Genomic DNA, 13,625 nt, shown 5'->3' with positions numbered 1-13,625 from the left:
GGTCGGCGTAGCTCTGCCAAACACCTCGATCAGTCCCCTCTCCCTCCGGGAGAGGGCTAGGGTGAGGGGGCTCTTGATTTGGCTTGTGATCTTGCTTTGGCTTTGGCTTTGGCTTTTGATTTTGATTTGTTGCCCCTTCGGCAGGCCGAGCGGAGGTGTTCATCCGGGGGTTAGGCGCGTAGCGCCGTGCGGCGAAGCCGCATCCATCGAAAGGAGGTGCAGCGAAGCAAACCGGAAGCGATGCCCCCGGATGGACACCGTAGCGAGGGAACACTGAGCCTAAGCGAAGTGCCGTACGCCGGGGCAAAGCCTTTTGGGTTACCTTTTCGGCGTTTGGAAAAGGTGACTCGCCGTAAGGGCGAAACCGCCAGCGGCAGCACCCGCACCAACGGATATGCCCCCAAACCCAACCCCAAACCCCAACCCCCAAAAAACCAAATCAAAAGATCGCAGCCTTCAGCAACCCCCACACAGTTCGCGATCTGGCAGGTGCACTCGGTTCAGACTTTCAACACCTTCCCGCCAATCGCCACGGCCACCAACAACACCGCCATCAGGCCAAACGCAAAACTCAAACTGCTGGCATGCGCGACAAAACCGATCACCGCCGGCCCCGCCAGAATCCCCGCATAACCCAGCGTAGTGATCGCCGGCACGGCAATGCTTTCCGGCATCACTGTCTGCTTGCCCACCGCCGTGTACAGCACCGGCACGATGTTCGAACAACCGGCACCGACCAGCGCATAACCGACCAGTGCGAGTTGCCAGCTTGGCGCGAACGTCGCCAGGAACAAGCCTGCCGCCGCCAGCAGGCCACCAAACAGAATGATCCGCGTCGCACCGACACTGCGCACAATTCGGTCACCCATCAAGCGTCCGGCGGTCATGGTCAGAGCGAACGCCGCGTAACCCAAACCCGCATACGCCGTGTCGATCCCGCGCTCCTGAGCGAGGAACACCGCGCTCCAGTCCAGCGCCGCGCCTTCGGTGAGGAACACGATGAAGCACATCCCGCCGATAAACAGCACGATGCCGTGCGGCACCGCAAAGGCCGGGCCCGAGCTTTCGCTGCCATACGGCAGCATGTGCGGGACGCATTTGAACAGCGCGCCGATCAGCACCGCGACCACCACCAGCATCGCCCCCAGCGGCGACATACCGAGGCCGAGCAGGGCGCTGACGCCCGCCGCGCCGACAATCCCGCCGAGGCTGAACAAGCCGTGAAAACCCGACATCATGTTCTTGCCGCTGGCGCGCTCGACGATCACCGCTTGCAGGTTTACCGTCGAATCCACCGTACCCAGCCCTGCGCCGAACATGAACAGCGTGGCGATCAGCGCCGGAATCGACGACACCGTCGCCAGCAACGGCAACGCCGCGCAGATCAGTAACGTGCCGCCAGTTGCCACGCGTCGGCAACCGAACCGCGTGGCGAGAATCCCCGCCAATGGCATCGCGAGAATCGAACCGACGCCGAGGCACAACAGCAGCAATCCCAAGGTGCCCTCATTGAGCCCGGCGCGGGCCTTGGCGTACGGCACCAGTGGCGCCCACGCGGCAATACCGAGGCCGGCGATGAAAAAAGCGATGCGGGTGGACATCTGTTGCAAGCGTCCGGGGACGAACGTGTCTTGGGGGTTGAGGCTGGTCATATCGATCCTTGGCAAAAATACATCGCGTCCCCGAGGGACAGTGATTGAGCGTCGAGGTTCGATCACAGGACTTGGTGGAACGCAGCAGGATATCGTTGCACAGTCCAACCCGTGGGAGCGAGCCTGCTTGCGAAAGCGGTGTGTCAGTGCACATGTTCTTTGACTCAGCCAACGCATTCGCGAGCAGGCTCGCTCCCACAGGGGATTGCGTTTTACAGTGCCATTTTCGAAACGATGAAGGGCAGGTGATGACGCAGTTCTACGATGCTCGGGGCAACATCTATGGGGTGGTTTCTCCGGCGACGTTGCGTGAAGCAGGGATTGATTTGCCAGCGAATGCAACCGAATGTGCGTCAGCGCGCAGGGCATGGAGTAAAGCGGCCATCGCGCTTTGCTGCGACTGGCCGGAAGGTCAGCGCCCGCCGAACAGCAAATCCCACCGCAGCGATGGCCTGTTGATTGGCCCTTTCCAGGACTCGCCGCCGTTTGACGTGCTGATCGTCAACACCGACGGCACCCTCGCCGAGCGCAGTGGCAACGGCCTGACGATATTTTCTCAAGCGTTGACCGAGCAGGGATTGATGCCGGAGCAGGGGGCACGATTAAGCGTCCACCACGACAAGGGTGATGCGCTGGAAACCTCGGTGAAACCGGCGCAAATCGAAGGTGTGAAAGGTTTCTGGCTGGATCTCGCCAGCCCGGATTCGGCGCGGAGGCGGTCGGAGCGCAGAATATAGAAAGCGGCGAGTTCAATGGGCGTGCCGTAAGCCATGTGAGGCCCTTGGCGCAACTCGATCCGACGTGGAGCCGCAGTCAGTTTGTACGCATCGGCAATCCGCATTGTGTGACGTTACTGACAGACGCTGGCGCATTGCCGAATAACGAGCAAATGCGCGAATCGCCACTGACCGAAGGCCTGACCCGGATTGCTTACGCGATGCCGACGGGTGAAGGTGATCCTTGCCCGGCGGGCGTCAATCTGCAATGGGCCGTGCGCGAGTCCGAGCAGCGAATTGTCGCGCGGGTGTTCGAACGCGGCGAAGGGCCGACCGCTTCCTCCGGTACCAGCGCCAGTGCGGTGGTGTGCGCGGCGTGGCGAGTTGGTTGGGTCGCGGCTGGGCTAGTTCACGTGGTGATGCCTGGTGGCACGGCGCCGATTTTGCTTGAGGAAGAACACGGGGAATTGGTCGGCGTCAGATTATTCGGTACGGCGCAATTGATACGCTGAATCCGACATCGCTATCGCTGGCAAGCCAGACTCCCACAGGTTTTTGTGCTGAGCACTTCGTCTGTGTACACAGCAGTCCTAGGCCAGACACACACTGTGCTCACCGAAAACCCTGTGGGAGCTGGCTTGCCAGCGATGGGGCCCTCAGCTTCAGCTCAGATTGCTGCTGAACTCCACCAGCGGCATCTGCCGCTTCATCAACACCTTGCCGCCGCGAATCGAATACAGCGGCAAGCCCTGGCTGCGAATGACCTCGTAATCGCTGTCCGCCGAGAGGATCAGCAGGTTTGCCGGTCGCCCCTGTTCCAGGCCATAACGCTCGCCCAGATTCATCGCTTTGGCGCTGTTGTCGGTCACCAGATCCAGCGCACTTTGCAGGTTGCGGTAACCGAGCATGTGGCAGATGTGCAGGCCGGCTTCAAGCACGCGCAGGATGTTGCCGTTGCCCAGCGGATACCACGGGTCGACGATCGAATCCTGGCCGAAACACACGTTCATTCCGGCTTCGAGCAGCTCATTCACGCGGGTCACGCCACGGCGTTTCGGAAAGTTGTCGAAGCGCCCTTGCAGGTGAATGCTTTCGGTCGGGCACGAGACAAAACTGATCCCGGAATGGCCGAGCAGGCGGAACAGTTTTGCGCAGTAGGCGTTGTCGTAGGAGCCCATCGCCGTGGTGTGGCTGGCGGTGACGAGGGCGCCCATGTCGCGGCTGCGGGCTTCTTCGGCGAGCACTTCGAGGAAGCGTGAATGCGGGTCGTCGGTCTCGTCGCAGTGCACGTCGACCAGGCATCCGGTGCGTTCGGCCAGGTCCATCAGGAACTTCACCGAACTCACACCCTGATCGCGGGTGTACTCGAAATGCGGGATCCCGCCGACCACGTCGGCGCCCATGCGGATGGCTTCTTCCATCAACTCGCGACCGTTGCGGAACGACTCGATGCCTTCCTGCGGAAACGCGACGATTTGCAGGTCGATCAGGTGTCGACTTTCCTCGCGCACTTCGAGCATGGCCTTGAGTGCGGTGAGCTGCGGGTCGGTGACGTCGACGTGGGTGCGCACATGCTGGATGCCGTGAGCCGCCAGGGTCTGAATGGTTTTCTTGGCGCGGGTCTTGGTGTCTTCTTCGGTGATGGTGACCTTGCGCTCGCCCCAGCATTCGATGCCTTCGAACAGCGTGCCGCTCATGTTCCAGCGCGGCTCGCCGGCGGTGAGGGTGGCGTCGAGGTGTATGTGTGGCTCGACGAAGGGCGGCACCACCAGATTGCCGCCGGCGTCGAGGTCGTCGGGGCCCAGGGTCGGGGCTTCGGTCTGGCGGGCGATGCTGCGGATCAGCCCGTCTTCAAGGTGCAATTCGTGCAAACCTTCCTGGTTGCGCAGTCGGGCGTTGATGATGTGCATCAGGCAAATCCTTCTTATAAGTCTTGAAGTGGCGCGCTGGCGCTGCGGGCGCCGAGTATGGCGGTGAAGATGACATACGTTAGCGCGGCAGCAGCGATCCCTACCAGCGGCGCGACCCACGGCGAGCTGAACGCCGCGACGGTGCCGATCCCGTAGGCCCCGAGACCCGGCCAGTTGAAGGCCGGCAGCCGTGCGTCGGCCAGACGCGGATAGCGCCCGCGCCAGCGGTAGAAGAAGTCGGCCATGATCACGCCGCCAATCGGTGGGATCACCGTGCCAAGCAGAATCAGGTACGGCACCAGCATGTCGTACATGCCCAGCAGAGCGAGCAGGGTACCGATCACCGCACCCGCCAACGTCACGGTCTTGCGTCGCCCGGTGCGCAGCAGGTTGCACCCGGCGACGGCGAAGTTGTAGATGGTGTTGTCCTGAGTGCTCCAGATGTTCAGCAACAGCATCGCCATTGCGGCCATGGCGAAACCTTGCAACAGCAACACTTCAACCACGTCCGGTTGCTGATAGACGATGGCGCCATAGGCGCCGATCAGTACCATCAGGCCGTTGCCGATGAAGAACCCGATCAGGCTCGCCAATACCGCAACTTTTGCCGAGCGCGAAAAGCGCGTCCAGTTGGTCGCCTGAGTCGCGCCACTGACGAATGTGCCGAACACCAAGGTGATGGCGGTCGACCAGTCCAGCGAACCACTGGGCACAACGCTCAGCAATCTTTCGAAACCGCCGACTTTCACCGTCGCGGCCCACATCGACAGCATCAGCAGCAACATCATTGCCGGCACCGCGATGTACGACAGAATCTCCAGCCCGCGATAACCGACATACGCCGTGGCGCAGAACATCAGACCGAACAACACCATCAACCCGAGGACCGTGGCCTCATCGAGGTTGAAATACTTGCCGATCACCACCGCCGCCGTCGCCGTGCCCCAGGCGTACCAGCCGATCTGGGTGAAACCGAGGATCAGGTCGCTGAGCTTGCTGCCGACTTCGCCAAAGCAGAAACGCCCCATCAGTACCGAATTGAGACCGCTCTTGAAGGCGATGTAACCCAGGCCCGCCGCGTAAATCCCGAGCAGCAGATTGCCGACGATGATCACCGCCATCAACTCGGCAAAACCGAACGCCACACCGAGCTTGCCACCGGCAAACATGGTCGCGGTGAAGAAGGTAAAACCCAGCAACACCATCGCCGTGGAGGCCAGGCCTTTGCGCGCATGCAGGGGGACTTCGCTGAGGGGGTAATCGTTGCCGGAATCGTTTTGCGTCATGGGGCGGTCCTTGCTGAAAGAGGAAGATGCGGGGAGGGTTGCAGTGGTCGTGCCAATCGCGGTTGGCGCGGTTATGTATAGACGAGTCAGGAATTTTCGGCTCGAAAGCAGTGCACCTGACGAAACCGAAGCCCTATGTAGGAGCTGCCGAAGGCTCGGGCCGCGTTCGGCAGCTCCTACAGGGGGATTTCTGGGCTCAGAGAAATCGCAGCAGGGCGGCGACAATGGCTTCAGGGGCGTCTTCCTGGACGAGGTGGCCGGCGTTGGCGATTGGGTGGAATTGTGATCCCGGGATCATGTTGTGTAACGCTCGACCACGTTCGATGGGAATCCACTGATCCTCTTCACCCCAGAGAATCTGCACCGGGCAACGGATCGCCGAGTACAAACTTTCAGCTTCACGGGTATAGCGCTCATCCATCTGCGCAATCTGCCGATAGAACGCCGCTTGGCCCGGATCGCCGAGCCAGGGCTGCACGTAGGGCGCCAATTCATCATCAGGAATCTCGCGGTGAATCGCTCCGCGAATATAGGTCGGCACGATGGCGCGCTGAATGTAGTCGGGCAATCCGCTGAAGGCTGCTTCATACAGGCGTACATGCTGCACAAACGGCGAACCCCAAGGCGTCAGCGCCACCGGATCGATCAGCGTCAGGCTGCGGTAGTCCTTGCCATCGAGCAGATGCGTGCGCAACGCGGTGGCGCCGCCGAAGTCATGGGCGACCACGTCGGGACGTAGGATATTCCAGTGCTCGAGCAATTGCGCGAGGAGTTGGTTTTGGATGCCGAGGGACACATCCGCATCAGGTTGCTCGGAATGCCCGTAGCCGAGCAAATCGAAATAGTGCACCCGGTGCGTCGCGAAAAAATGCGGTGCAATGCGGTGCCACACGTAGGAAGAGAAGGGCGTGCCATGCACAAACACCAGCGGCGGGCCGTCGCCGCGCACGGCATGACGTACCTGTCGGCCATGGAAATCAAAGACCTGATCGAGCAGCCAGTCCGTCATGGGCCTGTCCTCTTGGCGGGTTTGAGCCAAGAAGCATAGGCGTAAAAAAACAGCCATGGCGGCTGTTCATTTTTCTGCGAGCAGACACTGAACCCTGTGGGAGCGGGCTTGCCCGCGATAGCGGTGGGTCAGTCACATTGATGTTGCGTGTGCCGACGTCATCGCTGGCAAGCCAGCTCCCACAGGATAAGCGGTGTTGTTCAGTACGAGTTACTCACCGCGATAAATGCAACCGCTGGTGCAGGTTTCATGAATGCGGATCGCGCTGAGTTCCGGCAGCAGTGGCTTCATTTCATTCCAGATGAATTTTGCCAATACTTCGCTGGTCGGGTTTTCCAGACCGGGAATATCGTTCAGGTAGTTGTGATCCAGGCGCTCGTACAGAGGCTTGAAGATCGCCTTGATCTCGGAGAAGTCGCGGATCCAGCCGGTGTGCGGATCGAGGTCGCCGCTGAGGTGAATCGCCACTTTGAACGAGTGACCGTGCAGGCGCCCGCACTTGTGGCCGTCCGGGACGTGCGGCAGGCGGTGGGCGGATTCGAATGTAAATTCCTTGAAGATTTCCACAGTGTTTTCAGCTCTGTTCAGATGGCGTTCGCCGCAGCGATTCGGGCAGGCGGGGAGTTTATCAGCTTGTGTTTGGCCGTGCTGACTAAAGGGTCAGCAAGCGCTCGGCGAGGCGACCATTGGCAACCAGTTCGAGAAACTCGTCGCCCAGTCGGCGGCTCTCGTCCATCGCCGCGTGCCAGTATTTCTGCCGGCTCGGTGCATCGCCCATGAAGCGCTTGAAGTCGTTGCGGTCGGGCAGTTTGCCGTAGGGCAGGCGCGCCAGGTATTCCTTCGACGGCGCGAGCAACAGCACGTCCTGCAAGCGCTCCACCGAAGCACGGCGCCACGGCAACGTCTTGTCGAACCAGCCCGGAATCACCCGGTCGGTGAAGTGCGGATAGAGCACAATACCGTCGCCGCTGTAGGGCAGGTCGAGGTGATAGTCGAGCAGGCCACCGTCGCGAAACGTCCCGGCACCGGCGCCCGGCAAATCACGCACGCCTTCCATGACCATCGGGATCGAACCCGACGCCAGCAGCGCCTGACGCAGATTGCCGGCATTGAGCGCGACGAAGCGTGACGGAAAGTCGTTCAACGCATTGACCGGCGGCGCCAGGCGCGGATCGTGGATGATCAATCGTTCGAAGTGCCGCGACAGCCGTGCGCGGCCTCGCAAGTTATCGGCAATCACGGAGCCCAGCGCCAGACCGAGACGACCACGATGGTCATCGGCCAGACGCCCCTGGCTCTTCACTACCATGATGTTCAAGCGGTAATCGGCGTTGTTGAGGATGCTCGCATCGCGGCCGTCGAGCAGGTCGTTGAGCATGCGCTGCGAGCTCTGGCTGATCTCGGCCATGGTCACGCCTTTGTTGAAATTCTGCTCGGCGTAGAGCTGGCCGAGGCGACGGATGCCTTCGGCGGCGTCCGGCAGACAGGCGCTGGCGAAGCGCCAGGAACCGACCGATGCCCCGATCAGCGAACGCTCGCGTGGTGCACTTGGCAGCCACTCACCGAACAACGCCAGATCCAGCCCCTGAATCCCCAGCGCCTTCGGCCCACCGGCCGCGCCGGGCAGGGTGCCGACGTCGGCAGCGTTCAGGCCTTGCGCACGAATGCGCGCCATGGCCCGTGGGCCAGCCTTGAGGGTTAGGGCGGGGAACTTGATGTGGATGGCAGTCATACCGGTCTCGATCGTTAGCAAGCGAAGGATTATAAGCGTTTCCCCAAACCCTGTGGGAGCGAGCCTGCTCGCGAAAGCGCAGTGTCAGTCAGCGAAGATGTAGCTGATACACCGTATTCGCGAGCAGGCTCGCTCCCACAGGAGAGATTTGTGTTGGTCATTGCACAATGATGGCCATTCAGTTTCAGTTAAGTTCATCCCGTTAAGGTGCCCTCCGTAGGCAACACATAAAAAAATACGGAGATACCCATGAAAACCCTGACTGCCCTGTCCCTCGTCTCGATCATCGGCCTGACCGCCAGCCTCGCCCATGCCCGCGATTTGGGCCCTGATGAGGCCCTGCGGCTGCGCGACGCTGGTACTATCGTCTCCTTCGAGAAGCTCAATGCCACGGCACTGGCCAAACACCCGGGTTCGACCATCACCGAAACCGAGCTGGAAGAGGAGTACGGCAAGTACATCTACCAGGTCGAACTGCGTGATCCTCAAGGGCTGAACTGGGATCTGGAATTAGACGCGGTCAGTGGGCAGGTTCTCAAGGATCATCAGGATACGTAATGAAGGTTAATGTTCGCGCCACCAGCCTTGCTGCGTTGGCGCTTGTGATTTTCTGGTCGTCGGCGATGGCGCGCGACCTCGATCAGGACGAGGCACTGGAGCTGCGTCAGCGCGGGGTGATCCTGCCGCTGGAGCAAGTGTTGCAGCAGGCCATGGATCGTTATCCCGGGGCAAAACTGCTGGAAGTCGAGCTGGAAGAAAAACACGACGTCTACATTTATGAAGTCGAGTTGCTGACGGCCGAGGGTGTAGCGCGCGAGCTGCACCTGAAGGCCGATACCGGTGAACTCGTGAAAGACAAGGAAGATTGATCGATGCGCTTGCTTCTGGTGGAAGACCACGTACCGCTGGCTGACGAGTTGATCGCCGGCCTGCAACGCCAAGGCTACGCGGTGGATTGGCTGGCGGACGGACGCGATGCCGTGTATCAGGGCAGCAGCGAGCCCTATGACCTGATCATCCTCGACCTCGGCCTGCCCGGGGTGCCGGGGCTTGAGGTGCTGGCGCAGTGGCGCGCGGGCGGGTTGGCGATCCCGGTGTTGATCCTCACGGCGCGCGACTCCTGGGCTGAACGCATCGAGGGCCTCAAGGCCGGCGCTGACGATTACCTGACCAAACCGTTCCACCCGGAAGAGCTGCACCTGCGGGTGCAGTCGCTGTTGCGCCGTTCCAAGGGCCAGGCCAATCAAACCACGCTCAAGGCTGCCGGCCTGCATCTGGACGAGGGCCGTCAGTGCGTGACGCGCGATGGTGCCGATATCCAGCTGACCGCCGCGGAATTCCGTCTGCTGCGCTATTTCATGCTGCACCCGGAGCAGATCCTTTCCAAAAGCCACCTCGCCGAACACCTCTACGACGGCGAGACCGAGCGTGACTCCAACGTCCTCGAAGTCCACGTCAATCACCTGCGCCGCAAACTGGGCAAAAGCGTGATCGAAACCCGTCGCGGTCAGGGTTACCTGTTCGGCGGGCAAGCTTCATGAGGTCGATCCAGCGCCGCTTGAGCCTGGGTTTGATCAGCGTGATGGTGGTGGTGGGGCTGGTGCTGGCGCAAACCAGTCTGTGGTTGTTCGAAATGGGCTTGCAGCGCTACCTCGAAGCCGGATTGCGCAACGACAGCGAGAGCCTTTTGGTGGCGCTGGTGCGCGGCCCGCAGGGCTTGCAGCTGGATGAGCGCCACCTGTCGCCCGCCTATCAGCGGCCGTTTTCCGGGCATTATTTCCGCATCGATTTTGCCGACAGCCACTGGCGCTCGCGCTCGCTGTGGGACCAGGATCTGCCGCTGCTCGAGCATCCGGGGCTGCACAGTAATCTGCAATTGGGCCCGGACGGCCAGAAATTGCTGGTGCTGCGTTCGGACTATCGCCGGTTGGGCCAGTCGATCTCCATCAGCGTCGCGCAGGATTACACGCCGGTGAGCGAGAGCTTCGAGCGCATGCGCCGGATCGGCCTCGGTCTCGGTCTGGCCGGTTTGCTGCTGATTCTGTTGTTGCAACGCCTCACCGTGCGTCGCGCGCTGCGGCCGTTGGAAAAGGCGCGTGAGCAAATCGCTCAGTTGCAGCAGGGCCAGCGCTCGCAACTGGACGATCAGGTGCCGGTGGAGCTGGAGCCACTGGTGGCGCAGATCAACCATTTGCTCGCACACACCGAAGACAGCCTCAAGCGTTCGCGCAATGCGCTGGGCAATCTTGGCCACGCGCTGAAAACACCGCTGGCGGTGTTGCTGAGCCTGGCGTCGAGCGAAAAACTCGACAGCCATCCCGAGCTGCGCAAGATCCTCAAGGAACAACTGGAACAGGTGCAGCAACGGCTCAATCGTGAACTCAATCGCGCGCGACTGTCCGGTGATGCGTTGCCCGGGGCGCTGTTTGATTGCGATGCCGAACTGCCGGGATTGCTGGCGACGCTGAACATGATCCACGGCGAGCACCTGGCGCTCAGTTACGTTGCTCCCAAAGGGCTGCAACTGCCGTGGGACCGCGAGGATTTGCTGGAGCTGCTCGGCAACCTGCTGGATAACGCCTGCAAGTGGGCGGATGCCGAGGTGCGTTTGAGCGTGGTCGAGAGCGCTGACGGGTTTGCCTTGAGCGTCGAGGATGATGGCCCGGGGATTCCTGCCGAACAACGCGCTCAGGTGTTCAGTCGCGGGACACGGCTTGATGAGCAGACCGACGGCCATGGCCTGGGGCTGGGGATTGTGCGCGATATCGTCGATACGTGGGGCGGGACGTTGGTGTTGGGCGAGAGTGAGTGGGGCGGGTTGAAGGTAGAGATTCAGCTGCCTCGGCGATAAGTCATTAAGAGCCCCTCACCCTAGCCCTCCCGAAACGTCGGACCGCCCCGAGGGAGAGGGAACTGACCGCGTTGTTTGTTTGAGGTACGCCGACCTGAGTTATCCCGCCGAACGCCAGCCTTGAAGCCTGTGCAGATCGGCTCCCTTTCCCCCTCGCCCCCCTTGGGGGGAGAGGGCTGGGGTGAGGGGGGAATCCAACTGACACCCCACAACCTTTGAATCAGACGCGAAACTGATCCATCAAACTCTGCTGCTGATTCGCCAGGCTGTTCAGCGACTGGCTCACCCGCGCCGATTCGTTCGCTTGCCCGGACAGCGATTCAGTCACATCGCGAATCGTCGCCACGTTGTTGTTGATCTCTTCCGCCACCGCGCTCTGCTCTTCAGCGGCACTGGCAATCTGCAGGTTCATGTCGCTGATCACTGTCACCGCATCACCAATCTGACGCAGCGCTGTTACCGCTTGGCCTACCTGCTCGACACTGCCCTGCGCCTGACGATGGCTGTTGCTCATCGAGCCGACCACATCCTGCGTGCCGCTCTGCAACTGTTCGATGACCTGACGGGTTTCCTCCACCGACTCCTGCGTGCGGCGGGCGAGGTTGCGGACTTCGTCGGCGACGACGGCAAAACCGCGTCCGGCTTCACCGGCACGAGCCGCTTCGATCGCGGCGTTGAGGGCCAGCAGGTTGGTTTGCTCGGCAATGGCGCGGATAGTTTCGAGCACCGCGCCGATTTTCTCACTGTTGGCGGCCAGGCCTTCGACTTGCACCATTGCCGCGCTCATGTCGGCGGCGAGGGTGTCGATGCTGGCGGTGGTGCGGTCGATCACAGTCAGGCCCTGACGGGTGGCACGATCAGCATCCTTGGCCGCTTCGGCCGCCTGAGCGGCACTGCGAGCGACGTCCTGCGCGGTGGCGCTCATTTCGTGGGACGCAGTCGCGACCTGATCGACCTGACGGTATTGCTGTTCCATGCCGGCGCTGGTCTGCGTAGCGATGGCCGAGGACTGGTCGGCGGTGTTGCGCGCGTCCTGCACCGAGCGTTTCACTTCGGCGATGATCGGCTGCAACTTGTCGAGGAACTTGTTGAACCAACCGGCCAGTTGGCCGAGTTCATCCTGTTTGTCATACGCCAGACGCCGGGTCAGATCGCCTTCGCCGCTGGCGATGTCTTCGAGCATGTGCGCCACGCCAAGGATCGGTCGGGTCACGCTGCGCGCCATCAGCCAGACCAGCAGCAGGCCAATCAACGCCGCCAGAACGCCGAGGCCCAACTCGATCAACGTGCCGGTGTTGTTGCTCGCATCCAGTTGCTGCTTGAGTGCTTCGGCGCGTTCCACCAGCACTTTTTCAGGGACATCCAGCAACACTGCCCACGACGGTCCGCCGGGAATCGGCTGGAACGGCGACAGCACTTTCAACTGGCCGTTGCTGTGCAGGCTGCTGACACTGGTATTTGAAGCAAGTTGGCGCAGCAGTTCGGCGCCGCTGGTTTTATCCACGGCGTCCAGACGCTGGCTGAGTTTGCCGGCATCCGAGCTGTAGCCGGCGAGCAGGCCGACCGGGCTGATGATGCTCACGACGGTTTGGCCGTCGTAGAGTTTTTTGCTGGCGCTCTGGCTGATCGCTTGCAGGCTGTTGAGGTTGATGTCGACCGACAGCGAAGCGATGACTTTGCCGTTCACCGTCAGCGGGAAAACGATGCTGGTCATCAGCACGTTCTGGCCGTCGATCACATAGAAGTACGGTTCGATCACGCAGGGTTTGAGCGTGGTGCGCGGGCAGGTAAACCAGGCGTTGGCAGCCTGGCCGCTGGGGCCGGTGCTGGTGTCGGCCATGTCGCTTTCCGGCAGGGCCATCGAGGTGATTTTGCCCGGTGTCGGCTGCGACCAGTACAGGGCGAAACGGCCCTTGTCGTTACTGCCCAGCTCGGCCTGGCCGGCAAACAGTTCATCCTTGCCGTCCAGCGCGTTGGCTTCGAACACCAGCGACAGACCGAGCAAGTCGGGGTTGGCCTGCAACGCGGACTTGACCTGACGGGTCATGTCTTCGCGCAGGTCGAAGGCATCAAGGAAGCGCTTTTCGGCCTGCTCGCGCAGGAACAGCACCTGACGCGAGAAACCATGGCCGTATTGATAGGCGTCCATGAACTGCTGGCGAATGCCCGCCGCTTGCACTTCGCCCTGGGATTCGATGCGCGCCTGGGCCGATTCGGTGAGCATCTCCATGCTGGAGGCTTTCACCATTTCGGAGCTGTGCTCCATGCGATACAGCGAAAGACCCACCAACAGGGTCACGATACCGGCCAGGCAAAGCCCGGCGAGCAGGGTGATTTTCCATTGGATGGAAAGTTGTCTGAGCGACATGGACACGTCCTTATTCGATAAATATCTTAGACTTTGCACTGTAGCGGCCTGAAAGCAGCTTTCTTGAGCTTCCAGCCGCAAGCTGCAAGCGAAAAAACGCA

10 protein-coding genes and 3 pseudogenes are annotated in these 13,625 nt (G+C 61.3%); 5 read left to right on the top strand and 8 right to left on the bottom strand.

Translation table 11 applies throughout. The annotated features are described in order from the left end of the window. Positions 1–500: 500 nt before the first annotated feature. On the bottom strand, positions 501–1,652 hold the full coding sequence (locus IEQ42_RS08810) for an MFS transporter (protein ID WP_210703252.1): 1,152 nt from the start codon (positions 1,650–1,652) through the stop codon (positions 501–503). 248 nt (positions 1,653–1,900) lie between these two features. On the opposite strand from IEQ42_RS08810, the pseudogene IEQ42_RS08805 reads away from it, so the two are divergent. Continuing rightward, positions 1,901–2,880: pseudogene (locus tag IEQ42_RS08805) on the top strand (diaminopimelate epimerase). Between the two features lie 150 nt (positions 2,881–3,030). Here the strand turns inward: IEQ42_RS08805 and codA are convergent. The 5 genes from codA to IEQ42_RS08780 form a co-directional block, all read right to left on the bottom strand. Beyond that, complete coding sequence (codA, locus tag IEQ42_RS08800; RefSeq protein ID WP_210703251.1) at positions 3,031–4,278, bottom strand: cytosine deaminase; 1,248 nt, start codon at positions 4,276–4,278, stop codon at positions 3,031–3,033. A gap of 14 nt (positions 4,279–4,292) precedes the next feature. Further along, complete coding sequence (gene codB, locus IEQ42_RS08795; RefSeq protein WP_210703250.1) at positions 4,293–5,564, bottom strand: cytosine permease; 1,272 nt, start codon at positions 5,562–5,564, stop codon at positions 4,293–4,295. A gap of 196 nt (positions 5,565–5,760) precedes the next feature. Then, positions 5,761–6,573: an alpha/beta fold hydrolase gene (locus IEQ42_RS08790; protein ID WP_210703249.1), complete on the bottom strand. Its 813-nt coding sequence runs from the start codon at positions 6,571–6,573 to the stop codon at positions 5,761–5,763. 210 nt (positions 6,574–6,783) lie between these two features. Continuing rightward, positions 6,784–7,140, bottom strand: coding sequence for a 6-carboxytetrahydropterin synthase QueD (gene queD / locus IEQ42_RS08785; RefSeq protein WP_003223505.1), 357 nt, complete (start codon positions 7,138–7,140; stop codon positions 6,784–6,786). A gap of 85 nt (positions 7,141–7,225) precedes the next feature. Further along, positions 7,226–8,305 carry a patatin-like phospholipase family protein gene (locus IEQ42_RS08780; protein ID WP_210703248.1) on the bottom strand — a complete coding sequence of 360 codons (1,080 nt, stop codon included), beginning with the start codon at positions 8,303–8,305 and terminating at the stop codon, positions 7,226–7,228. A 249-nt stretch (positions 8,306–8,554) separates the two neighbouring features. Here IEQ42_RS08780 and IEQ42_RS08775 point away from each other — a divergent pair, with 249 nt between their 5' ends. The 4 genes from IEQ42_RS08775 to IEQ42_RS08760 are packed head-to-tail and all read left to right on the top strand — an operon-like array spanning position 8,555 to position 11,156. Beyond that, positions 8,555–8,863 (top strand): PepSY domain-containing protein, encoded by a 309-nt coding sequence (locus IEQ42_RS08775; protein ID WP_042560090.1) that lies wholly within the window; start codon positions 8,555–8,557, stop codon positions 8,861–8,863. Continuing rightward, complete coding sequence (locus IEQ42_RS08770) at positions 8,863–9,174, top strand: PepSY domain-containing protein (RefSeq protein WP_210703247.1); 312 nt, start codon at positions 8,863–8,865, stop codon at positions 9,172–9,174. Before IEQ42_RS08775 ends, IEQ42_RS08770 begins: the two co-directional genes overlap by 1 nt. Before the next feature lie 3 nt (positions 9,175–9,177). Continuing rightward, a complete protein-coding gene (locus IEQ42_RS08765) occupies positions 9,178–9,846 on the top strand; it encodes a response regulator transcription factor (RefSeq protein WP_042560088.1) in 669 nt (222 codons plus the stop codon). Continuing rightward, positions 9,843–11,156 carry a sensor histidine kinase gene (locus tag IEQ42_RS08760; RefSeq protein WP_210703246.1) on the top strand — a complete coding sequence of 438 codons (1,314 nt, stop codon included), beginning with the start codon at positions 9,843–9,845 and terminating at the stop codon, positions 11,154–11,156. Before IEQ42_RS08765 ends, IEQ42_RS08760 begins: the two co-directional genes overlap by 4 nt. A gap of 220 nt (positions 11,157–11,376) precedes the next feature. On the opposite strand, the pseudogene IEQ42_RS27695 reads toward IEQ42_RS08760, so the two are convergent. Further along, positions 11,377–11,970, bottom strand: a pseudogene (locus IEQ42_RS27695) (methyl-accepting chemotaxis protein); the annotation flags it as partial. A 264-nt stretch (positions 11,971–12,234) separates the two neighbouring features. Further along, positions 12,235–13,203: pseudogene (locus IEQ42_RS27690) on the bottom strand (cache domain-containing protein); the annotation flags it as partial. Positions 13,204–13,625: the final 422 nt, after the last annotated feature.

This window comes from Pseudomonas iridis, from assembly GCF_017980685.1.
GTDB classification, from domain to species: domain Bacteria; phylum Pseudomonadota; class Gammaproteobacteria; order Pseudomonadales; family Pseudomonadaceae; genus Aquipseudomonas; species Aquipseudomonas iridis.
Note: the sequence above shows the minus strand (reverse complement) of the source record. Positions and strands in the feature narration are given on the sequence as shown.